Source organism: Limnobaculum zhutongyuii (assembly GCF_004295645.1).
Classification (GTDB): domain Bacteria; phylum Pseudomonadota; class Gammaproteobacteria; order Enterobacterales; family Enterobacteriaceae; genus Limnobaculum; species Limnobaculum zhutongyuii.
In genome coordinates this window covers 3,389,051-3,412,257 of record NZ_CP034752.1, presented here as the reverse complement: position 1 = coordinate 3,412,257, position 23,207 = coordinate 3,389,051, and the positions used below count along the sequence as shown (strand labels likewise).

16 protein-coding genes and 1 pseudogene are annotated in these 23,207 nt (G+C 44.6%); 11 read left to right on the top strand and 6 right to left on the bottom strand.

Annotation, left to right across the window (positions count from 1 at the left end; genetic code table 11):
• Positions 1–352: 352 nt before the first annotated feature.
• The 9 genes and pseudogenes from EKN56_RS15225 to EKN56_RS21505 all read left to right on the top strand — a co-directional run bounded on the left by EKN56_RS15225 (position 353) and on the right by EKN56_RS21505 (position 9,059).
• Positions 353–937, top strand: coding sequence for a fimbrial protein (locus EKN56_RS15225; protein WP_130592569.1), 585 nt, complete (start codon positions 353–355; stop codon positions 935–937).
• A gap of 153 nt (positions 938–1,090) precedes the next feature.
• A pseudogene (locus tag EKN56_RS15220) lies at positions 1,091–1,717 on the top strand (fimbrial biogenesis chaperone); the annotation flags it as partial.
• A gap of 66 nt (positions 1,718–1,783) precedes the next feature.
• Complete coding sequence (locus tag EKN56_RS15215; protein ID WP_130592567.1) at positions 1,784–4,429, top strand: fimbria/pilus outer membrane usher protein; 2,646 nt, start codon at positions 1,784–1,786, stop codon at positions 4,427–4,429.
• A gap of 46 nt (positions 4,430–4,475) precedes the next feature.
• Positions 4,476–5,516 carry a fimbrial protein gene (locus EKN56_RS15210; RefSeq protein WP_130592566.1) on the top strand — a complete coding sequence of 347 codons (1,041 nt, stop codon included), beginning with the start codon at positions 4,476–4,478 and terminating at the stop codon, positions 5,514–5,516.
• 41 nt (positions 5,517–5,557) lie between these two features.
• On the top strand, positions 5,558–6,094 hold the full coding sequence (locus EKN56_RS15205) for a fimbrial protein (RefSeq protein WP_130592565.1): 537 nt from the start codon (positions 5,558–5,560) through the stop codon (positions 6,092–6,094).
• 29 nt (positions 6,095–6,123) lie between these two features.
• Positions 6,124–6,642, top strand: coding sequence for a fimbrial protein (locus EKN56_RS15200; protein WP_130592564.1), 519 nt, complete (start codon positions 6,124–6,126; stop codon positions 6,640–6,642).
• Between the two features lie 74 nt (positions 6,643–6,716).
• Complete coding sequence (locus EKN56_RS15195; protein ID WP_130592563.1) at positions 6,717–7,346, top strand: helix-turn-helix transcriptional regulator; 630 nt, start codon at positions 6,717–6,719, stop codon at positions 7,344–7,346.
• Positions 7,346–7,987 (top strand): helix-turn-helix transcriptional regulator, encoded by a 642-nt coding sequence (locus tag EKN56_RS15190; protein WP_130592562.1) that lies wholly within the window; start codon positions 7,346–7,348, stop codon positions 7,985–7,987. The genes EKN56_RS15195 and EKN56_RS15190 overlap by 1 nt, the downstream gene beginning before the upstream one ends.
• Positions 7,988–8,306: 319 nt before the next feature.
• Positions 8,307–9,059 carry a C40 family peptidase gene (locus EKN56_RS21505; RefSeq protein ID WP_130592561.1) on the top strand — a complete coding sequence of 251 codons (753 nt, stop codon included), beginning with the start codon at positions 8,307–8,309 and terminating at the stop codon, positions 9,057–9,059.
• A gap of 75 nt (positions 9,060–9,134) precedes the next feature.
• Here EKN56_RS21505 and EKN56_RS15180 read toward each other — a convergent pair whose 3' ends face one another.
• From EKN56_RS15180 to EKN56_RS15155, 6 genes are all read right to left on the bottom strand, one after another.
• Entirely contained in the window at positions 9,135–9,752 is a 618-nt protein-coding gene (locus EKN56_RS15180) for a helix-turn-helix domain-containing protein (RefSeq protein WP_130592560.1), read from the bottom strand.
• Between the two features lie 111 nt (positions 9,753–9,863).
• On the bottom strand, positions 9,864–10,157 hold the full coding sequence (locus EKN56_RS15175; RefSeq protein WP_168189668.1) for a helix-turn-helix domain-containing protein: 294 nt from the start codon (positions 10,155–10,157) through the stop codon (positions 9,864–9,866).
• Between the two features lie 38 nt (positions 10,158–10,195).
• Positions 10,196–10,477, bottom strand: a complete 282-nt coding sequence (locus EKN56_RS15170; protein ID WP_130592558.1) for a hypothetical protein — start codon at positions 10,475–10,477, stop codon at positions 10,196–10,198.
• A gap of 111 nt (positions 10,478–10,588) precedes the next feature.
• Positions 10,589–11,206 carry a helix-turn-helix domain-containing protein gene (locus tag EKN56_RS15165; protein ID WP_130592557.1) on the bottom strand — a complete coding sequence of 206 codons (618 nt, stop codon included), beginning with the start codon at positions 11,204–11,206 and terminating at the stop codon, positions 10,589–10,591.
• A gap of 110 nt (positions 11,207–11,316) precedes the next feature.
• The gene (locus EKN56_RS21655) at positions 11,317–11,526 is read right to left on the bottom strand and encodes a helix-turn-helix domain-containing protein (protein ID WP_407656558.1); all 210 of its coding nucleotides are present in this window, start codon (positions 11,524–11,526) and stop codon (positions 11,317–11,319) included.
• Positions 11,527–12,112: 586 nt separating this feature from the next.
• Entirely contained in the window at positions 12,113–12,730 is a 618-nt protein-coding gene (locus EKN56_RS15155; RefSeq protein ID WP_130592555.1) for a helix-turn-helix domain-containing protein, read from the bottom strand.
• A gap of 470 nt (positions 12,731–13,200) precedes the next feature.
• Here EKN56_RS15155 and EKN56_RS15150 point away from each other — a divergent pair, with 470 nt between their 5' ends.
• Complete coding sequence (locus EKN56_RS15150; protein WP_168189667.1) at positions 13,201–18,549, top strand: autotransporter-associated beta strand repeat-containing protein; 5,349 nt, start codon at positions 13,201–13,203, stop codon at positions 18,547–18,549.
• A 92-nt stretch (positions 18,550–18,641) separates the two neighbouring features.
• Positions 18,642–22,424, top strand: a complete 3,783-nt coding sequence (locus EKN56_RS15145; RefSeq protein WP_130592553.1) for an autotransporter outer membrane beta-barrel domain-containing protein — start codon at positions 18,642–18,644, stop codon at positions 22,422–22,424.
• Positions 22,425–23,207: the final 783 nt, after the last annotated feature.

The following is a 23,207-nucleotide window of genomic DNA, read 5'->3' as shown; positions in this document are numbered from 1 at the left end:
AAACTGTCGGCTATACTAATTACTAATATTTTTCTTGTCAATCTCCGCTATTTCACTGAATTCAAAAAATCATTTATCAATTTAAAATCAACCTACTACGAATATTTCAGCGAATCATCCTTTCTGTTTACCTGCTAAATACTTTCATTTTTTAACAAAAACAAAATATCAGAACACATTTTTGTTAAAAACAAAATTGAAATAAAAAACCATCCTTTCGATAAAAAACAGTCAAAAAATAAAGTAAATACTAACTCATCAGATAAATTCAGAGCTAAACACTTAACTGGTCAAATTGGAACATAATGAACAGTTTGTTGTTCACTTATTAACCAGATAACCCAAGGAATGTATGCATATAAATGCATATAAATCAAATAGATGTGTGCATCTTAATATAAAGGAAGAGTTAAATGAAAAAAATCTGATTGTTGCTGCCCTGATCGCTACTGCTTCTCTGTCTGCTGTTTCTGCATTTGCTGCTGATGGTAAAATCAACTTTGTTGGTGCCATTACAGCAGACCCTTGCACAGTGGTTAACGATATAAGCAACCCGCTGACTGTTACTCTGGGTACAGTAGCCAACACAGCGTTCAAAAACGCAGGTGATGTTGCAGCACCAACCAAATTTACGATTGCTCTGAAAAACTGCCCGGCCACCGTCACTTCTGCAAAAGTGAAGTTTGATGGTACTGCGGACAGCAACGTGAATACCATTCTGGCCCTGACTCAGGAAACCGGTGTGGCAACTAACGTAGGCATTCAGTTGACTGATAGCAAGAATGTTGTAGTTCCATTACATACCGCTTCTTCGGCTTACTCACTGGCTACCGGTGACAACAATCTTGACTTCGTTGCTCGTTACTATGCAACTGCTGCGACTGTAACAGCGGGTCCAGCTAACTCTACCAGTAACTTCACTATCGTTTACAACTAATCAGTTGTGACTTTCCGTTCCTGAAAGGAACGGAAAGTTCTTTCTAACAGGCCAGCTTTGGCTGGCCTGCCTTTTTTGGAGTATTGAGTTTTTATGAATATCTGGTTTAAAGCCTTTTTTATTCCGCTGTTGTTGAGCGGCACTCTGGCCTAGGCGGCTGAAACTGGCGGTGTTACCGTTGGTGGGACCCGTCTGATTTATAACGGTGGCAAAAAGGAGGCTTCACTCAGCGTCAGCAATACGGATACCAACCCTTATCTCATCCAGTCCTGGGCGGAGACCCAAAGTGGTGGCGCTGAGAAAGCTCCCTTTATTGTGACCCCGCCGCTGTTTCGCCTGGAGGGAAATCAGCAGAACGTGCTGCGTATTGTGCGTACCGGTGGCGATTTGGCGGAAGATCGAGAGTCTCTTTACTGGCTTAACGTTAAGTCTATTCCGGCCGGTAGTAAAAATGGGGCGGCTAATACTCTGCAAATCGCAGTTAAAACCCGTATTAAGCTGATTTATCGCCCGCAGGATTTAAAAGGCGTTCCTGAAGATGTCACCAGTAAGCTGACCTGGAGCCAACAGGGTAACCATCTGACCGTCAACAACCCGACGCCGTTCTACATGAACTTTAATCAGGTGAAAGTGGGGGGGCGTGAAGTGAAAGATGTGACCTACGTCGCGCCTATGAGCCAGGCCACCTTTACTGCACCGGCAGGCGCATCTGGCTCCGTGACCTGGAAAATTATTTCCGACTACGGCGGCGTGGGTGATGAGCACTCACCAGGACGTTAATAAATATAACCCCATCAGGGATAAGGGAAGTAGTAAAGCTTTCCACAGGCAACGGAGCAATTAAGGATGAAGAATACTAAAAGTGGCAGTACCAGGCTGCGTTTAAGCAAAATAGCCTGTTTTATCGCTGCCCAACTGGTATTGCCAGCAGGAACAATGATAGATGCTCAGGCACAGGATTACTTCAACCCTGCCCTGTTGGAGCTGGGTACGCAGGGGCAAAAGGCCGTTGACCTGTCAGCATTTGAAAATAAGGGGGGGCAGATACCGGGTACCTATCTGGTGGATGTCTACCTCAATAATGAAAAGATGGAGACGCGTAACGTTGAATTTCGCATGATTAAAAATGCGCAGGGCAACGAGAGTCTACAACCCTGTATTCCGGTTGATGATTTGGATAACTGGGGTGTATTAATTAAAAAATATCCTGAGATTGGCGTTGCTGGCAGTACCTGTGGCGATCTGACGGCTATCCCTCAGGCCAGCAGCGATTTTCGCTTTGAGCGTCAACAATTATTGTTAAGTTTACCTCAGTCAGCGGTGAACAACTCTGCCCGGGGCTGGGTTGATCCAAAACAGTGGGATCAGGGTATCCCGGCAATTCTGCTTAACTATAGCGTAAGCGGTGCCAATAATTATGCCAAAGACGGCAACGGTTCAGACAGCAATAGCCAGTACGTTAACCTGCGTCCGGGTATCAACATTGCGGGATGGCGGCTGCGTAACTATACCACCTGGAGTCGCTCGGCCAGCGATGATGCTAATAGTGAAACTCAAGATAAGTGGGATACAGTTTATACCTATGCCCAGCATGATATTACGGCCCTTCAAAGCCAGTTGACCGCCGGTGACAGCGCTTCATCGTCAGATGTGTTTGACAGCATTCCATTCCGTGGTCTGCAACTGGCCTCGGACGACGATATGTTACCCGATAGCCTGAAGGGATATGCCCCTATTGTGCGCGGTATTGCCCGCACCAATGCTCAGGTCACCATTCGTCAGAATGGCTATGAGATCTATCAGACTTATGTATCACCGGGCAGCTTTGAAATTACCGATATGTACCCAACCGGCGGTTCTGGCGACCTGTATGTAACGATTAAAGAGTCTGATGGCAGCGAGCAGCAACTGGTAATTCCCTATGCTTCATTACCAGTGCTACAACGGGAAGGCCGTCTGAAGTACAGCATTACCAGCGGAGTGTATCGCTCCTATGATTCAAGCATCGAGAAAACTCCGCTGACTGAAGCCACTGCCATGTATGGTTTGCCGGCGGGATTTACCCTTTACGGTGGCGGTCAGTTCAGTAGTAAGTATCAGTCGGTTGCGGTGGGTGTAGGTAAAAACCTGGGAGATTTTGGTGCTGTATCGGTGGATGTCACTCAAGCCTGGTCGACCCAGAAAAGCCAGGCGTGGTCACACAGAAATGATCAACCGTGGTCGGGTTTAAATCAGGATCACAAGACCCGTGAAAGCGGTCAGTCATGGCGAGTACGCTACAGTAAAAACTTTGTCGAGACTGGCACTAACTTCGCTATTGCCGGTTACCGCTACGCCACAGATGGGTATTGGAGTATGCAGGAAGTACTGGATACTTATACCAATGGTAATAGTTATCGGATGCAGGAACGTCGACGTAACCGTGCTGAATTGACCATGACTCAGGATTTATGGCAAGGGGCGGGAAACGTTGCACTGAATGCAGTACGTGAGGACTACTGGAATACTGAACAAAAGATGGAATCTTATGGTGCCAGCTATAACAACTCTTGGAACGGCATCAGTTATGGCCTCAGTTATACCTATAACCGTAATTCTAATGTCAATTATGGGCCGGATAATAGTAACGGAAAACGTATCTACGATAACGATCAGCTGTTTTCTTTTAATGTCAGCATCCCGCTGAATTTGTTTGATAACAAACATCCGACCTATGTCAACTATATGCTTAACACCAGCAAAAACGGTAATACCACTAATAGCGTCAGCGTGGGCGGTACGTTGCTGGAAGATAACAACCTGAGCTGGAGTGTGCAGGAAGGATATGGTTCACAAGGGCAGGGTAACAGTGGCAACGTCAATGCCGATTGGCGGGCCACCTATGGCGAAATTAACGCTGGCTATTCTTATGACGATAACAGTCAGCGTCTGAACTACGGTTTACAGGGCGGCATTATTGCGCATGGGGATGGTGTTACTTTGAGTCAGCCGTTCGGTGAAACAGTGGCATTGATTGTTGCACCCGATGCACAAGGAATAAATGTACAGGGTCAAACCGGGGTGAAAACGGATTTCCGTGGTTATACCGTGGTGCCATACGTTAGTCCTTATAGAAAGAGTAATGTGACACTGAACACTGAAACCTTTGGTGATGATATGGAAGTTGCCATAACGACGCAAACCGTGGTGCCAACCCGGGGGGCGGTAGTAAAAGCCAATTATCAGACTAGCGTGGGTAAACGAGTGTTAATGACATTGCTAAAAGCTAATGGGCAACCAGTACCATTTGGGGCAATCGTGGCGGATTTGGCTGCTAAAGATACTCAAAGTTTTATCGTAGGAGATGCGGGGCAGGTTTATTTGACGGGACTCGGTCAAAGTGGACAGCTCAAAGTGCAGTGGGGCAATAGCCCGAATGAGCAGTGCAAAGTTGTTTATATCCTGCCACAGGTTGATAAAAGTATTGTGAATATGGATGAGAAATGCCAGTAAACATTCATGTTGTTTGTACATTATAGAATTATTTTAAGGTATGAAAATGAGTACGCAATTTGTGATTAAGAAAGGCCACAATTGGCCGATGATGTTGTGTATACGCACTTTATTATTATTTTGTTTATCCATGGTGATGATGGAGAACGCATATGCATTGAAGTGTGTGAATGCAGGTGATCAATCATTTAAGTTTACTGAAAATATAGGTAGTGTGGTCGTTCCTGTTACCGCTGCAGATGGGACGTTAATATGGCGTTCAGAAAATAGAACAATGGCTATTCAATGCTGGAAGGACTATGGAACCGGTGGGGGGGAAGGTAGTAAGGCTGAACCTGTTTATGTCTATTTTAATCCAGCAGGTACTTCTTTAGGTCAGGGTATTCAAGTAGGGATGAATTTTGGTGGCGTTAATGTTCCTGACATTATGTCAGCTTCCAGAATCACAGTACCTGGAGTTATTGTTCCAGCTTGTTCGAATAGCGAATCAGTTTGTAAAGCAAATTATTCAGTGAGATTTACAGTTAGTTATTATGTTTATATCAATAAAAAAGGAGTACCGAGTGGTAGCAACTATTCGGGGCCTAATACATTAGATGTTTTCCAATTGGATGGCGCTGGTGGCTTAAATATGACACCAAACTCCAACTTTCGTTATGCGACAACCAATATGCAAGGTATTCGCTTTGCTTCATGCGAGGCAAATCTATCGGTTACACCTAATCAGGTAGATTTTGGCTCAGTTGTTGCAGTGCCTAATTCAACGGGAACTATGGCTGCAGAAAAGGAGTTCACAGTTAATGTACTCAAGAGTTGTAACGATCCGTTTAAGTTAACCGCAACATATAGTTCACCATCAAATAAACTTGATAATAATACATTAAGTGTTCTGGAGGGGGTTGGGATAAAAATAAAGAATCTGATGACAGGAAATTATATCCAATATTCCGATGTTGAAAACTTCGCCGACTTAACAAACACAAATAATGTATCTGTTCCTTTCTCTGCACAAATGTTTTGGATGAATAATACACCAGCACTTGGAAATGTAAACACCGCATTAACCATAACTGTGTATTACAACTAAGAACCTGAGCGTCTCTAAATTAATATATAAGGAAATAACTAATGTATATCTATAAAAATAGAATTTTAAATACAACTACTATTGTAACAACGTTTCTGTTGTTTTCTTTGGGCATAAATGCGGCTCCTGTAACCGTTAATATTACAGGTAAAGTTATTGCGGCCGCTTGTACTATTGATAACAGTGGTTCTTACGATGTGATTATGCCTGATGTGACTGCGGCAACCCTTAGTGGAGCCAACACATATGGTGGTTGGAAAGAGTTTGAAGTGACTCTGAGTAATTGTCCTGCCGGTACCACTTCAGTGACTGCTAAATTTAGCGGTACGGCGGATGGTAACGATGCTAACAAGTATGCCAATACCACCGGTACAGGTTATGCCACCAACGTATCGGTTCAGGTACAAAACCGTTCATGCACCGTTGATGATAAAGGTAATAACAGCACCATGACGGTTAATGTTGATGCCAGTAAAAAAGCCACTTTTGATCTGCAGGCGCGTCCATACAGCACCCCGGGTAACGCCACCGTAGGTAATATCAAAACTGTCGCAATGATGGATTTCACCTATAACTGATACCTCAGTTAACTGGCGGGAGAGCCATTATGTTAAAACGCATTTTTCTTCTCAATATGCTGCTTTCTGTCCTTGCTTTTTCGTCGGGGCAGGAGGTACATGCCGCCGATGTTAATATTAGCGGTAAGGTCATAGCGGCTGCGTGTACCGTTAGTCCGATTCTTATTGCGGGTCAGGAAGTGAGCCTTGGCAACATGGGAAGATCTTTGTTTCAGAATGCCAATGATACCGGCACTTGGATAAGTTTTAGCCTGGATCTGACCAACTGCCCGGCAGGCACAACTAAAAGTACGGTCACCTTTAATGGTACGCCGGATAGTACTGATAACACGCTGTTTGCCAATACCGAACCTGCGGGCAGCGCCGCCAGTCACATGGCGAAAGATGCCGATCGGAGTGTGGTTTTATCTAATAACAGCACCATGACGGTCAATGTTGACGCGGGTACGGTGACCTTTCCATTAGCCGCCCGGTTATACACGCCTTTGGGTGCGGCAGAACCCGGACAAGTTTCCAGCAGCGTGTTGGTTAACTTCACTTATCAGTAAGTGTTTATTACCCGCCGGTGGAAATAAGTGATTCTCCGCCAGCGGGTAGATCAACATTTAACAGGAATACAATCATGTCGTTGAATAAAAAAAATATGAAAAGCTTAGAGACTTCCCCTCAAACCATTCTGGTGCTGGAACCTTGCGATATCGCCTGGTTTGGTATCCAACATCTGGCTCAGATGTCAGTAAAAAAACATATAACTTTGGTTCGTATTAGTGATACAGCCACACTTGCTGATGCCGTGAGTCAATATCAGGCCGATACCCTACTGCTGACAAATATTGGTCGCGGTACGGATACTCTGGCTTTATTGCAACAGATGACCGCTATCGCGGGATATGACAAAAAAATTCATATCACGGCCTATTTATGTAACACCGTATCTTATCTGAAGGACTTGCTATTGGGATTCGGTGTTAATGCTGTATTCAGTATGCCGGCCGATCCAGAAGAGTTTCTCCACAGCATTATGCTGCGTAAAGAGAAACAGAAGGTTTCATTATTAAGCCCTCAGGAACGTTATATTGCACAGGCATTGCTGGCCGGACTCAGTGTGGGAGATGTTGCTCAATTATCCGGCAGAGATGTACGTACTATCAGCACCCAAAAGAAATCGGTGATGAATAAATTGCATATGGTTAATCCCGGTGAATTACAGGTGCTGGGGGGACGAATGATGGCCAGAGAGATACTGATATAATGGAAAGCATTGCACCAGTTGTAAAAAAGGGCATTGTGATGCACGCCTGCCCATTAGTTCGCAATGGACTACTGCATTTTCTCAGTACTCACCTGCCTGAGGTAATCTTTCAGGCGGTAGAATCTTTCAGCGTTATGGCCCGTATCCCCGGATTAGTTGAGGCGGATCTGGTGGTGAGCGATATTCGGGATAATGAAAAGGAGGCTGTTGATGGTGTGAACTGGCTATTGTGGTTGCAGTCGATACGCAGCGATAAGCCAATGTTAGTTATTACCGATTTATTATCTGATGAGCAGATGATTAAGTTATGCCAACAGCCTTTGATATCCCTGTTAGCGTTGCAAACGCCGGAAGCAGAGATGCGCCAGCAAATAAGTCGTGCGCTATCCGGAGAGCTGATAATTAGCTCAACACTGTATATGCCATCGACAGTAGCGAGCATTGACCCGGATGTAGACTCGCTTACCGATGCTGAACAGCGGGTACTAAAGCTAATGTATCAAGGGTATAGCATTGTGCAGATCGCCGAACAGTTATGTCGCAGTGCCAAAACGGTCAGTACCCATAAATATCATCTGATGCGTAAACTGGGGGCCAGAAATGAAGTTGAATTATTTGCCAGAATGGAGGTAATACATTAAAGCGCGGGACTTTCTCGCAGTCTGAAGCTAAAAACACCATCAGCGAGGCACTGATGGGGTGTTTGCATAAAAAGTGAATAAACAGAGAAAAATAATAAGACTTAAATGTCAGTTGTAGTGCTTAAGGTCATTTACTTAACAAGTGACCCAAGGGATGTCACATTTTTGCCAGACTTGTTTCTGCTTGAAATATCTTGTCATTTTTATATGTGTCTGAGTTACAAAAAAGGCGTTTTAAAATCTGCTTAACTGAATAGACTGGTTTAACTTTTTCCACTTTTCAGTTTGAGACAGAAATATAAATTCAAATCATACAATTATGACGCAAATTATACCTACCGCACTCTACAGCCTGTTCCGTTCCTCCGTTGGAGGGGTTATCTGCATTTTTATGCTGTTTCTCTCGTTTAATGCCCATGCGGCTAATCATCATAAAGTGAGTAAAAAAGCACCGCTGGCAGCCCAGGTGATGATTAAAAAAAGCACCAAACGAAAACGCGTGACATTAAATGGTGCCAATAAGGCTTATCAACAGTCTGATGAACAACAAGAAATTCTGGCGGGTAGCAATCCATTCCGTCAGCGCAATGTTGATGAGTTACGCATTACTGAAGGTATGCACCCGCAAATCTCGACGGTGCAGAAAAACACCATGGTGACCGCCAAACGCGAAGTGATTGCTAACTTAATGAAACAGCTGGGTAAGCCTTATCGTTATGGTGGCATGTCGCCCCGAACTGGATTTGATTGCAGTGGTTTGGTTAACTATGCGTATCGGGAGCATCTGAAATCAGCGTTGCCAAGAACTGCCAATAATATGTTTCATATGTCTGACGAGCAGGCAATTAAAGTTGAAAAACAACAGTTACACAGCGGTGATTTAGTCTTCTTCCGAACCCATAGCCGCAGAAGTGGTTATGCGGACCATGTCGGTGTTTATCTGGGGGATGGTGAATTTATACAGGCACCACGTACCGGCAAAGATATTCAGATTAGTCGATTAGATGACGATTACTGGCAGGATCACTATATAGGAGCCCGTCGGGTGTTGTTACCTACAGCAGTACGCTAATCCTAAGCCTCGCGGGTGCCTGGCACCACGAGGTTGGCTAATTTTTTGTAAAAATGTCACTGATTGAGCTGAAGTTTAGAACTTCTGGGGTAATGACGTTATTCCGATTAATTTGCCGTTTTCCATCTGGATATAGCCGCCTTTTCTTAATTCAGACAACACCAGCATCACATAGCTACGTGATAATCCGGACCGCTTAATAATGTAAGAGGCTACCGTGACGGTGGATTTTACGTCATCACTAGTTTGATTTAAATCCAGCAGCAGCAGACGAATAAACGCATAATTATTAGGGGCAATGGTTTCTTCATACATATGAAAAAATTTGGTCATGTTATTAGCGAGTATATAGTTTACTGACTGGTATAAATTCTGCTCGGTAATTATTCTTTGGGCTTCTTCTGTGGTCAGGGTATATATGGTGCTGGTTTTGCTGGGCTTAATATAAAAATAGATAGGATTAGTATAATGATTAGTCAGGCCGAAGATGGCTTGCCCTTCGTAATAAGCCAGCAGACGCTCCCCCTGTTTCATATAAATAGAAAAAAAACCTTCCTGAACACAGTGAACATCATTAGTTGTCAGATACTTATTTCCTTTTGGAATGGTCATCTTTTTGATTTTATCGCTCTTAATAAAAGCGTCCATCACCAGCTGAAGATGCTTTATATAATCGGGGAATATATCTGGCATTATTTTGTACCTAAACAAGGACCTTTATTAACTATAGGTCAAAAATAGAACTGAGGATCACTAACTTATATTGCATATCTGTTGTAAAACATTGGTTAATTGAAAGTGAGTTTAGAATCGTTCCGGCAATGATGTTATCGAAATCAATTTACCATTTTCCATGTGGATATAGTCACCTTTTCTTAATTCTGACAGCACCAGCATCACGTAGCTGCGTGACAACCAGGATCGTTTAATAATATAAGAAGCTACGGTTACCGAGGTTTTTATCTCGTCGCTGGACTGGTCTAATTCTATTAGTAACAGGCGAATAAACGCATAATTATTAGGGTTAATGGTTTTTGCAAACACACGATAATATTCGGCCGCATTATTAGCCAATATATAGTTTACCGATTCGTACAAATTTTCCTCAGCAATAACACTTTTAGCATCGTCTACCGTCAAAGCATCGACGCTGATGGTTTCACCAGGCTTAATGTAAAAATAGGGAGGGGGGCATAAAAGTTAGTCAGACCGAGAACCGCTGGTCCTTCATAAAAGGTCAACAGGCGCTCTTCGTTCATGTAGATACCAAAAAAGCCCTTCTGTATGCAGTAGATATCATCAGTCATGGGATATGCCTTACCCTTCTTAATGGTAAGTTTTTGGCTTTTACCACTGCGGAGAAAGGCTTCCATCAGCCATTGGCGATGTGTATCGCAGTCGGAGGAGATATCGGTCATTATTTTGCACCTGAGCGGATGGTTATATTAACTATAAGATAAAGATAATAAAGGAAGATAGCTAAGGTATGTTTAATTTTTTATTTGAATACCCACCAGCAAACTAAGCATTTAGAACCTATCCGGCAATGACGTTATTGAAGTCAGTTTGCCATCATCCATCTGAATATAGCCACCTTTTCTTAATTCTGACAGTACCAGCATCACATAGCTGCGTGACAATCCTGAACGTTTAATAATATAGGACGCCACGGTTACAGATGCCTTTATTGCATCAGTAGACTGATTTAAATCCATCAGCATAAGGCGAATAAATGTATAGTTATTCGGGCTAATAACTTTTTCATATATCTGAAAAAAGGCGTTGGTATTATTTACCAATATGTAGCCCACTGACTGAGATAAATTTTCTGCTTTGATAATTTTCCGGGCTTCTTCGACTGATAAAGTAAACAGAGTACAGGTTTGTCCAGGTTTAATATTAAAAGAGATGAGTTCGGCGTAAAAATTAGTCAGACCTATAATGACTTGCCCTTCGTAACAACCGAGCAGGCGGTCCCCCTGATTGATATAGAGAGAAAAAATGCCCTGTTTAATACAACAAATTTCATCAGACAGATTGTATGTACTACCTTTTGGCACAGTAATTTTTTTAATCTTATCGCTTTGGGTAAATGCATCCATCAATCGCTGACGATGTATTTCATAGTCGGGAAACTTGTCTGTCATTATTTTTATCCCTGAAGGGGGTTTTACTAACTATAGAGTAAAAAGATAATCAAGGGCTGCTAATGGGTAGCCAATGCTATTGGCAGTGCGCCAGCCAGTAAACTAAGCGTTTAGAATTTCTCCGGCAATGAAATTATCCTGGTCAATTTACCATCCTCCCTGTAGATATAGCTGCCTTTTCTTAATTCTGACAATACCAGCATGACGTAGCTGCGTGATGAGTCTGAACGTTTAATAATATAGGACGCTACTGTGACAGAAGTCTTTATCATATCGCCAGTCTGATTTAAATCCATCAACAGAGTACGAATAAGGGCCATATTATAAGCTAATACGTAATTAACTGATTCATTTAAGTTCTTTTCTTTGATAATTCTTGATGCCTCTGTTGCTGGCAAAGTATATATTGCACTGGTTTGACTGGGTTTAATATAAAAATCGGGGGTGGAGCATACAAATAGACTAAGCCAAAAATAATATTACTTTCAAAATAAGTGAGTAAACGATCGCCTCTGTTCATATATAGCGAATACTCCTTCCTGAAAACAGCAAATGTCATCGGTGATAAGGTGTTTTTTGTCCTTTCGAAGAATAACCTTTTGGAACTTGTCACTTTCGGCAAAAGCGTCCCGTAATATCTGAATATGCATTTTTAGCGTGGGTATCGTATTTAACATTATTTGTCGCCGAACCAGAATTTTTATTAAAAATAGAATAAAAATAAAGCATAAGGTGTAGCCGGAGTTGATCTTATGGAAAATGTGTTTTGGGTGTTAGCGGATTGATTCTGACATGAACAACACTTTTTAACTCTGGTCTTCACTTAGCCCTGATGGTTTACATGGAGTGTACAAACGAGGTGGTCGTTAATATTTGGGGCAAAGCACCCGTTGGCAAGGCAGGCGTTTAGAATCTTTCCGGCAATGAAGTGATTCCAGTCAGTTTGCCATTTTCCATATGTATATAGCTGCCTTTTCTTAATTCTGACAGCACCAGCATCACGTAGCTACGAGATAGACCTGAGCGTTTAATAATATAAGAGGCTACCGTTATGGATTCTTTTACTGCATCACTGCTCTGATCTAAATCGATAAGCAAGGCGCGAATAAAGGCATAGTTACTGGAAGTGATGGTTCTCTCATACATTTCAAAAATTAAAGCTACATTATGGGACTGTACACAAATAAATGATTCATATAGGTTTTCTGATTTTATAATGTGATGAGCTTCCTCCGTTGGTAACGTCAATATAGTGCTAATTTGATTAGCTTTCATATAGTGGTCAATCGTTGGGGTATAAAGATAAGCCAGACCAAAAATAGTTGGTCCTTCGGCATAGCTCAATAAACGGTCTTCACGATTCATATAGATAGAGAATATGCCCTGCTGAATACAGAAAACACGATCGGCGATAGGGTATTTCTCACCTTTCTTGATGGTAATCTCTTCAATTTTATCGCTTTTTGTTAAAGCTTCTAACAAAATTTGAATATGCATTTTGAATTCAGCTGATGGATTGTACATTTTCGATACCAGAATGGGGATTTAATTAACTATAGAATAAAAAATTGCGGTGGAAACAACGATTTCCCCATACGCATATTATTTTCAATCAGTTACATTATTTAGAAATTTTTTTGGCCGACCCTGTTCGCATAAATCTATTTTTCATTCAATGTATTGCTTTGTTTTTTATAATTTCATTGATTTTTATTTTTTATAAAAATTTCGCAATACATTGAACTGTGAGCTTTTATTATTTCTTTTCTAATCTATATTTATTATTAAGGCTTTTTTTAATTACAAAATATGTATTAATTCTAAGCAACGCATTGATTTTTATTGACTGTTTGTTTTTTACTACAGTGTAGTTATAGCTTATAAACAAAATTGAACGGATGTTAATTTTGTTTCTTTACATAGAGATACAAGGATTTTATCTGTTTTTTCGGGAATGTGTCGCCATCAGGCAGGTTCTTATCGGGATAAATCAAATGAACAAGAAAAACAACCTCAGAAGTTACTCCGGGCACCGGTTCAACTCTTTACATAAAGCGATAGTCCTTGCATTTCCTGCACTCTATTTAAGCATATCTATTCCGGTTCAGGCGGCAACAACGCTGACGGAAGGGCAAGATATCTATACCAATGGGTTAAATACCGGTGCGTATGATTTGTTACTTGGCGGCAATGTTAGCTGGAACACCATGTTTGCCATGAATAATGCCGCTAAAACGGTGATAACTATAGATGGCAATAACTACACAATAACCGCTAATGGCAGCAGTACTCAGCGCTTACTGGACATTACTCAAGTCAGTAACACTGTCTCTATCACCAATGCCATCATCACCTCTAAACCTTTCACCGGGCCACGTTACTCATTAATTCGGCTCTACCAGCTTAACGACAAAGTTGATATCAACTTTGAGGGCACTACGTTTTTGGATATTGGCCTGACGGATTACAACACTTATGCTTCCGCTGATTATGGCCCAATCTTATCTATCCGTGGCAGTACCGGCGGTGTGATGAATGTGGATGGCGGCACTGCCGGGGTGTTGTTTAAAGGAAACCATGGGTTGGCGGATCAGCCTGGCGTGGTAGGACTTTATTCAAACAATACCATCAACTTCACCGGCAAAGTGACCTTTGACAGCAACTGGACCGCTAACTATGGCGGTGCGGTAACGGTCTTTGATATTGCCGGTAGTAAGATGAATTTTGAGGGTGAAACCAATTTCGTTAATAACCACTCCTCGGTGTTCGGCGGTGCCATTGACTTCTGGGGGGCTTCGGCTGTTATGGCCTTTAATGGCCCGACAACGTTTACCGGTAACTATGTCTACGGCACCACCACAAACTCGTTTGATTATCCTGACCACGTTGACGATCAGCATACCCGTGGTGGAGCTATCAATATTGGCTATCTGAGCCCGGGAGCCACTGGTCTTAATCTGAACTTTAATAACGATACAACCTTTAAAGGTAACTTTGTTATTGATCCTAAAAATGGTTATAACGCACTGGGCGGTGCGGTTAGCGCCTATGGTAATGGCGGTAACTATAACTATTTTATGAATTTTAACGGTGCCACGACGTTTGACGGCAACTACGTTTATTCATTAACCGGCTCGGGATACGGTGGGGCGATTTACTATGATGCGGGGGCCGCTGCGACCTTAAATTTAGGGCCGGGCTCCAGCGTGATTAACAACTACGCTAAAACCCAGGGCGGTGGCATTTATCTGAAAACCGGGACGATTAACCTGAAAGCGAATGGAGGGGATATCCTCTTTCAGGGTAACCGTCAGGGGGCAAGCTTTGCCCTTATTGGCAGCGGGCCGCTGTATGCGCCGGTTGTCGGTTCAGGAAATCCCAACGCTATCTATTTGGGCGGTACCGGAAGTCTCAATCTGGATGCTTCCGCCGGTAATTTCATTCAGTTTTACGATCCTATCGCTTCTGTTTCTACCGCCACCATTACCGTTAATAAAACCGGCGAGGGTGAAGCGGTATTCCATGGTAACAGTAGCAACCCTGGCGATCCGCTGTATAACTCTGATATTCAGACCAATACAAACGTTAACGGTGGGGCCTTCTCATTCACCGATGGCGTGAGTTACGGTAACTCCGGGTTTGGTATCTTTGCGGTAAATAATGGCGGTACGGTTCAGGGAAGCAACAACAGTATCCTGCAGGCGAAAACCATCAATATTAATTCCGGTGGTACGGTTGCAGCAAACGGCGGGATCTTTAACCTGAATGCTGGCACGGGTGGGGTGGTATCAACCGCCGGACGGTTTGGCGGCTTTGGTACTATCGTTGCCCCAAGCATCTCTTTAAGTACCAGCGCCGCTAACGTCTCAACGGCGGATATCGCCGCAGGCAATACCTTAATTTTAGATAGTCTGTTAACCAATGCCGGTTCGTTCAGTAAAACCGGTGCTGGTACCTTAGTGCTCACTAAAACCAATACTTACACCGGTGCAACCAGTGTTGCTGATGGCATCTTGCAAGCCAATAACACTAACGTTATTGCTGCCAGCTCCGGACTCAATATGACCGGTGGCGTATTTGACCTGAACAACTTCAATCAAACGTTAAAAAGCCTGAGCGGTACCGGTGGTGCAATTACTACCGGTACCGGGGTCTTAACGGTTAACAGCACCAATAGCACCAGCTACGCTGGTACTATCAGCGGTGACGGTAATCTGCTGAAACAGGGTACTGGCACGTTAACCTTAACCGGTAATGTGACGCTTAATGCCCCCAGCTCTGAGTTACAGGTAACCGGTGGTAGCCTGAACATTAGCGGCGGTAGCCAGACTCAAATAACCAAAGGAACTGTAGACAGTAACGCGGCACTGAACCTGAGTGACAGTGGTACCAATGTGCAAATGGATGACCTGTATGTGGGTAATTCAGCCAGCAGCAACAGTACCTTTTTCATTAACAGCGGTGCTCAGGCGCATATCAATAATATTCTGTATATAGGTTCACTGGCCAACTCACAGGGTAACGTGCTGGTTAACGGAGCCGGTACATTGCTGGATGCCAACAGCGTGTTGGTGGGAAATGGCGCAGGGCGAGGGATACTCAACCTGAATAACTCAGGTGTACTGTTAACCAATAGTCTGCAAAAAGGAACCGGTACATCAGGAACCGTCAACTTTAGCGGCGGTATCTTACAGGCTAAAAGCGACAATACTAATTTTATCAATGGATTTGCTGCTGGCGATCTGGTGTTAGGCGCGGCGGGAGGCACCGTTGATTCAAACGGTTTTAATATTGCGACCAGCAATATTTTTAGCGGAGCCGGTAGATTAACCAAGAGCGGTAACGGCATATTCACCTTAACCGGCGTTAACACTTATACCGGTGGCACAACGGTATCTGGTGGAACTCTGCGCCTGACTGGAGCCGGTACCGTCAGTTCTGGTGGCGTGAATATCGCTTCTGGCGCATCAATGTTTGTTGATACGCCTTCTTCCGGAAATTACAGCTTTAATAACGCCCTGACCGGAAGCGGTTTACTGCAGGTAGGATTACTCAGCGGCACGAATACTTTTCAGTTTGGCAGCGGGGCCGGTAATGCGTTTGCTGGTACGGTACAGTTGGGCAACAGTACTTTTGTGCTGTCCGGTAACAATACCAGCGCATTAACCAGTGCCACCTTACAGCTGGATAGCGGAAGTACGACTTCAGTTGGAAGCGGCAGTCAAAATATTGGTGGATTGACGCTAAACGGCGGCTCGTTAATTTTTAATAATCTGGCGACTGGGGTAATTAACACCGGTGCGCTAACGTTGACCTCCGGAAATGTCGCTATTGATCCCAGCGCCATTACCAATATTAGCGGTAATATTTTGGGGCAGGATGACGGCGTTGATTTCCGCTTAATTACCGCCAGTAGCGTATCCGGTAGTGCCGCGAATCTGACGCTGACGGACCTTTCTGGTAATCCGGTGGTTGAGACCGCCGATGTTATTCAAAATAGCAATCTGGTTGCTATTGGCTCTTATGATTTTGCTCTGGGCGATGACGCCACCGGGCTTTATACCCGTTACTCACTGTCACAGTTGGATTTGCAAAATGGGCAGACATTAACGCTGTCCGGCGATGCAACAGCGCCAACCGGCATGGATGAATTGCATGCCAAAATCACCGGCAGCGGTAGCCTGTTAATCAATGCAACCAACAGTATTACGCTGAATAATCTGGCGAATGACTATAGCGGTGCGACCACCGTAGGTACCGGAACGCTGATAGTAGGCAGCAATAATGCGCTGGGGAATACCAGCGATTTGATTATCAATAGTGGTGCCACTGCTAACCTGAACGGTAAAACTCAAACGGTAGGCTCGCTAAATGGTGCGGGCAGTTTGAATGTTAATGCTGGTGACCTGTCCATTAGTGACGGCGGAGTCTTTAGCGGAATTATCAGCGGTAGTGCCGGTAATATTACCCTGCTAGGGGGAAATATGCTGTTAACCGGTAATAATAGCTATACCGGTTCTACTAATATTAATAACGGTGTGACACTTCAAATCGGAAACGGTAGTACTACCGGTGATTATGCCGGAAATATTGCCAACAACGGGCAAGTTGTTTTTAACCGCAGCAATGCTTCGTCCTATACAGGTATCATTAGCGGTAGTGGCTATCTGTCAAAATTTGGTACAGGTACGCTGACTCTGAGCGGTATTAATACCTATCAGGGTGGGAGTGAAATCAGTTTCGGTACTTTGGTTGCGACTCAGGGTAACGCGCTGGGAACTGGTACGGTTAACAATAACTCAACGTTGGAGTTGAACTTTGCTAATAATAGTACATTCAGTAATGTTTTAAATGGCGTTGGTTATCTGGTAAAAACGGGTACCGGTATAGCTGTTCTGGATAGCCAGGGCTCCACTCAGGGCAATATTGCCGTTAATCAGGGCACCTTAGCGTTTGCTCAGGATGGTATATTCAATGCCACCAGCTTAACCACCGCCGATGGTGCTACTACCGCGCTGGCGGGGGAATCAATCCTCAACCTGAGCGGTGCGCTAACCCAAAACAGCAGCTCGGTGTTAAATGTTGGGGTAGGTACCGGTCAGACCGCGATTAATGCGGATACCGCTTCACTGGGCGGCACGCTCAATATCACCGATTTCAATGCTAATGTACCTAATAACGCCAGTGCGTTAATCAACACAGAATTTACCGTTATTCATACCACCAACGGCATTACCAACGATTTTACTACTGTTGATTTGGGTGGTGCACAAAGCGATGTGGATTACCTGACGCTGGCAGGTCGGGTGGTTAACGGTGTGGATTACAACGTCGGTCTTCATCTGACCTGGCAGGCCGGTGCCTTATTGGGCAACGGTATCTTTACGTTGGGTGATGCCAGTGACCTGTTTAATGTGGATGTGGTTCTGGCGGACCAGACCGGACCGTTTACCAGCAACTGGGATGGTAAAACCCTGACCAAAGAAGGCGCTGGTATTCTACAACTCTCTTCGGCGAATACTTATACCGGCAGCACCCTGATTAATGGCGGCACTTTACAGGCGGGGATCGCCAATGCCTTTGCGACCAGTAGCAATGTGGCGGTGGGAAGCGGCGCTACGCTTGACTTGAACAACTTTGCACAACAGGCCAATAACCTGAGTGGTGCAGGCAGCATTCTGTTGGGCAATGCGGCATTAACCGCGAACAACAGCGCGGATACCACCTTTAGCGGGGTGATTGGCGGTACCGGCAGCCTGAGTAAAACCGGTACAGGTACCCTGACCTTAAGTGGGGCGAATACCTATCAGGGGGCAGCACTCTCAGCGGCGGTACGCTGGTAGCCACTCAGGGTAGCGCATTAGGGACCGGCACCATTGATAATGGCGCAACGCTGGAGCTGAATTTCGCCAGTAACAGCACATTAAGCAATATATTGAGCGGTAGCGGCAGTCTGGTAAAAACCGGTAGTGGTATTGCCATACTCAACAGCCTGGGTTCCACGCAGGGTGACATTGCCGTTAATCAGGGCACTTTAGCGTTTGCACAGGACGGCATATTTAATGCCAGCAGTTTAACGACCGCCAATGGAGCAACGACCGATCTGGCGGGTGAATCTATTCTCAACCTGAGCGGTGCGTTAATCCAAAACAGCACTTCCGTATTAAATGTGGGCGTAGGTAGTGGTCAGACCGCGATTAATGCGGATACCGCTTCACTGGGCGGCACACTTAACATCACTGATTTCAGTGTCAATGTGCCCAATAACGCCAGTGCACTAATCGGCACAGAATTTACCGTTATTCATACTACCAACGGCATCACCAATGATTTTACAACCGTCGATTTAGGCGGAGCACAAAGCGATGTGGATTATCTGACGTTGGCGGGTCGGGTTGTTAACGGTGTGGATTACAACGTTGGTCTCCATCTGACCTGGCAGGCCGGTGCCTTATTGGGGAATGGTATTTTTACCGTAGGAAATGCCAGTGACCTGTTTAATGTGGATGTGGTACTGGCGGATCAGACCGGGCCGTTTACCAGCAACTGGGATGGTAAAACCCTGACCAAAGAAGGGGCTGGCGTTCTGCAACTCTCTTCGGTCAATACCTATACCGGCAGTACCCTGATTAATGGCGGCACTTTACAGACGGGGATTGCCAATGCCTTTGCGACCAGTAGCAATGTGGCGGTGGGTAGCGGCGCTACGCTGGATCTGAACAACTTTGCGCAACAGGCCAATAACCTGAGTGGCGCAGGCAGCATTCTGCTGGGCCACGCGGCGTTAACCGCTAATAACAGTGCGGATACTACTTTTAGCGGAGTGATGGGTGGAGCGGGCAGCCTGATTAAAATCGGCTCGGGTGATTTAACTCTGGGAGGGGTGAATACCTATCAGGGTGGCAGCACTATCAGCAGCGGTACACTGGTGGCGACTCAGGGAGGCGCACTGGGAAGCGGCGCGGTTAATAATGCCAGTACGTTGGAGCTGAATTTTGCCAGCGACAGTACCCTGAGTAATATTCTGAGCGGTAGCGGCAGTCTGGTCAAAACCGGCGCGGGTGTTGCTACATTAAGCGGAACGGGCTCAAATCAGGGAACAATTAATGTTAATCAGGGCGGTTTAAACTTCACTCAGAATGGTGCTTTTAATGGCGTCAGTCTGACCACTGACAGCGGAGCCGCAACCTCTGTGTCGGCCAATTCTTCACTTAACCTCAGTGGCGCGCTAACCCAAAGCAGCGGTTCAACGCTCAATATCAATACCGGAACGGTAGAGCCATCAATCACCGCAGATAACGCCTCGCTGGATGGAACCCTTAATGTCACCGGCCTTACGGTCAACGCGCCAGCCAGTGCCAGTGCATTACCGGGTTCTGAATTCGTCATTATTCATACTGATAATGGTATCACTGGCGATTTTTCCAGCATTGTATTCAACGGTTCCAGCAGCCCGGTAGATTATCTGACGCTGGGTGGTAGGGTGGTTAATGGTGTGGATTATCACGTTGGTCTGGGGCTCACCTGGCTGGCTGGCCCTGTATCGGGCAACGGTGTGTTTACGCTGACTGATGCCAGTGACCTGTTTAATGTCGATGTGGTACTGGCGGATCAAACCGGGCCATTTACCAGCACTTGGGACGGCAAAACCCTGACCAAAGATGGGTTAGGTACACTACAACTCTCTAAAGCCAATAGTTATACTGGTGCCACCCTGATTAACGCAGGTACGTTACTGGCCGGAAATACCAATATTATCGCCAATAGTGCACAGCTCACCGTGGCGGGCGGAGCGACCTTCGATCTGAATAACTTCGATCAGCAGGTTAATAACCTCAACGGTGGCGGTAATGTGGTATTGGGAGAGGCCTCCCTGACGACTAATCATAGTGTGGATAGTACTTTCAGCGGTGTGATTAGCGGTGCGGGCAGTCTGACCAAAACTGGCAATAGTACTCTGTTATTAACCGGAGATAACAGCTATGTAGGGGGAACTACCATTTCCAGCGGAATCTTACAGCTGGGTAATGGCGGTACCAGCGGTAGTGTTATCGGCAATATCACCGATAACGGCACATTAGTTTTCGATCGCAGTAATGACCATTTATATAACGGCGTAATTAGCGGTAGTGGCAATGTGGTTCAACAAGGCACAGGTACGTTGTTTATCGATAATAGCCAGACTTATCAGGGAACCACCGACGTTAATGCAGGGGCACTCATTCTGGTTAAAGATTCCGTGCTGACCAGTGCTAATACGGTCACTGTTGCGACAGGTGCGGAACTGGGTGGTTACGGTGGTGTTAACGGTAGCGTTATCAATAATGGCCTGTTGGCCGTAGCGGATGCCGCTGTTGGATTTGTTGATGCCCCGGCGGGGAATTTCACCATCGGCGGTAGTCTGACTAACTCCGGTGAAGTACGTATGGCCAGTCCGGATCCTCGCAGTCAGTTAATCGTTAAAGGCAACTATATTGGTAACAATGGGCTACTTACCATAAGTACTATTCTGGGTGGCGATAACTCAGCAACCGATCGACTGATAGTGGCTGGCGATACCTCCGGAACTACACGTTTGATGGTCAATAATTCCGGCGGAGCCGGAGCACAAACGGTGAATGGTATCGAAGTAGTCAGCGTAGGTGGCCAATCAAACGGTCAGTTCACTCTGGCGAATCGTGTGGTTGCCGGAGCTTATGACTATAGCCTGTATCAAGGGTTACCGGATGCCGCTAACGGAAACTGGTATCTGCGTTCACAAGGGCCAGGGGAAGCGCCTCAATGGCGTCCGGAAGCGGGTATTTATCTGGGGAACCAGTCGATGGTTAGCCAGTTGCAAATGCAAACGCTGTTTGACCGCCAGGGCAGTCAGTTCAGAAGCGCCGACAGCAGTAGCTGGGGACGCATCATCGGTGGCCGGGTAGACAGTAAGGCCGCAGGTGGTGATATCGATATGAACAGTGACTATACGCTGGTTCAGGTTGGTAGCGATTTACTGAGTTATAACTTTGGTGATTCTGGTTTGGTTGCCGGGGTGATGGGCAGCTGGGGAGATGTGGATTCTGATTCAACCGGTAATGCAGATTTAAACGGAACCCATCACAGTGCGACCGGTACCGTTGAGGGCTTTAGCCTTGGAGTTTATGCCACCTGGTTTGCTGATGCGAAAGAGCAAACCGGAGCCTATATTGATAACTGGTATCAGTATGGTTGGTATGATAATCACGTCAGCGGTGAAGGTATGGCAACGGATAGCTATAATTCCCGTCCGTTTGCCGCATCGCTGGAGACGGGGTACAGCTTTATTCTTAATGATAATAGCCTGAATCAATGGCGTCTTATTCCTCAGGCTCAGGTGGTATATAACAAATATTCTGCCGACAGTTTTGTTGATTCCAGCAATACCAAAATTGCTGGTCAGAATAATGAAATATGGAGTACCCGTTTGGGTACTCGCCTGACGGGGAATATACAGGGTAAGGGCTACACCCATCATCCATTTGCCGAAGTTAACTGGTGGTACAGCAAGCAGGATGCCTCAGTGACCTTCGACGGTATGCGCATCGATCAGGATATGCCAAACAACAGGGCAGAATTGAAAGTGGGCGTACAGAGTGAATTTGATAATAAGTGGAGTACCTGGGTCAATCTGGGTGTTCAGGGTGGGGCCGATAATTATCACAGCATAGGGGGTGGTATAGGTGTCCGCTATGTCTGATAGTTAATTATCTTAATAACCTGATTAAAACCGGTGTGTTGGTAAACGACCACCGGTTTTTTATTGCATTATGGTTTGCAAATAGAGCCAGTGTGAATTTTGTACTAAAAATAGTTTGTTAATAGGTACAGTGATTATTTTTATTTTACAGGAATAGATACAGTTCGATTCCTTATTTTATAACAGTGCGTGCAGCATGATCTCTTATTTTACGGAAACGTATTCAATAAGTTAATTACGATGTGTTGCATATTTTATGGTGTATTTGTTGCGTGTTATAAATACGATGTGTTGTAAAAATAGATATTAAACAGACTATTTAAAGTTATAAGTAAATTCCTACTTGAGTATATTAAAAATCTCATGATACCATGCGTCATCGCCTAATTTTAAAGTCTGATAGTTGATCTTTTATTATCAATAATCATGTTTTTTATTAATCCCTATAGCCTAAATAAAACTTGGGCTATAGGGCGTGTATATAGATTCAGAAATGATGTCGAGTATGTTTCACTTTCGCTACATGGCTATAGCCAGCATTACTATAGGCATAAGCTATTTTTTAGTTGCTCAGGGAAGGGCATATTAATTTTGAATAATAACAATAACATTGAGATTTAAAATTTTATTTTTTTGAATATCCTGCGGGTTATTACTGTGTTCGTTAAAAAATAAAAATAACGTATTTCTTTTTATATAAGAAATATCGTTATTTATCATTTGTTATTTTAGTAATTATTGTCTTAATAGTTCTCTTTTTTAATGTTAGTACTGTTTTTAGAC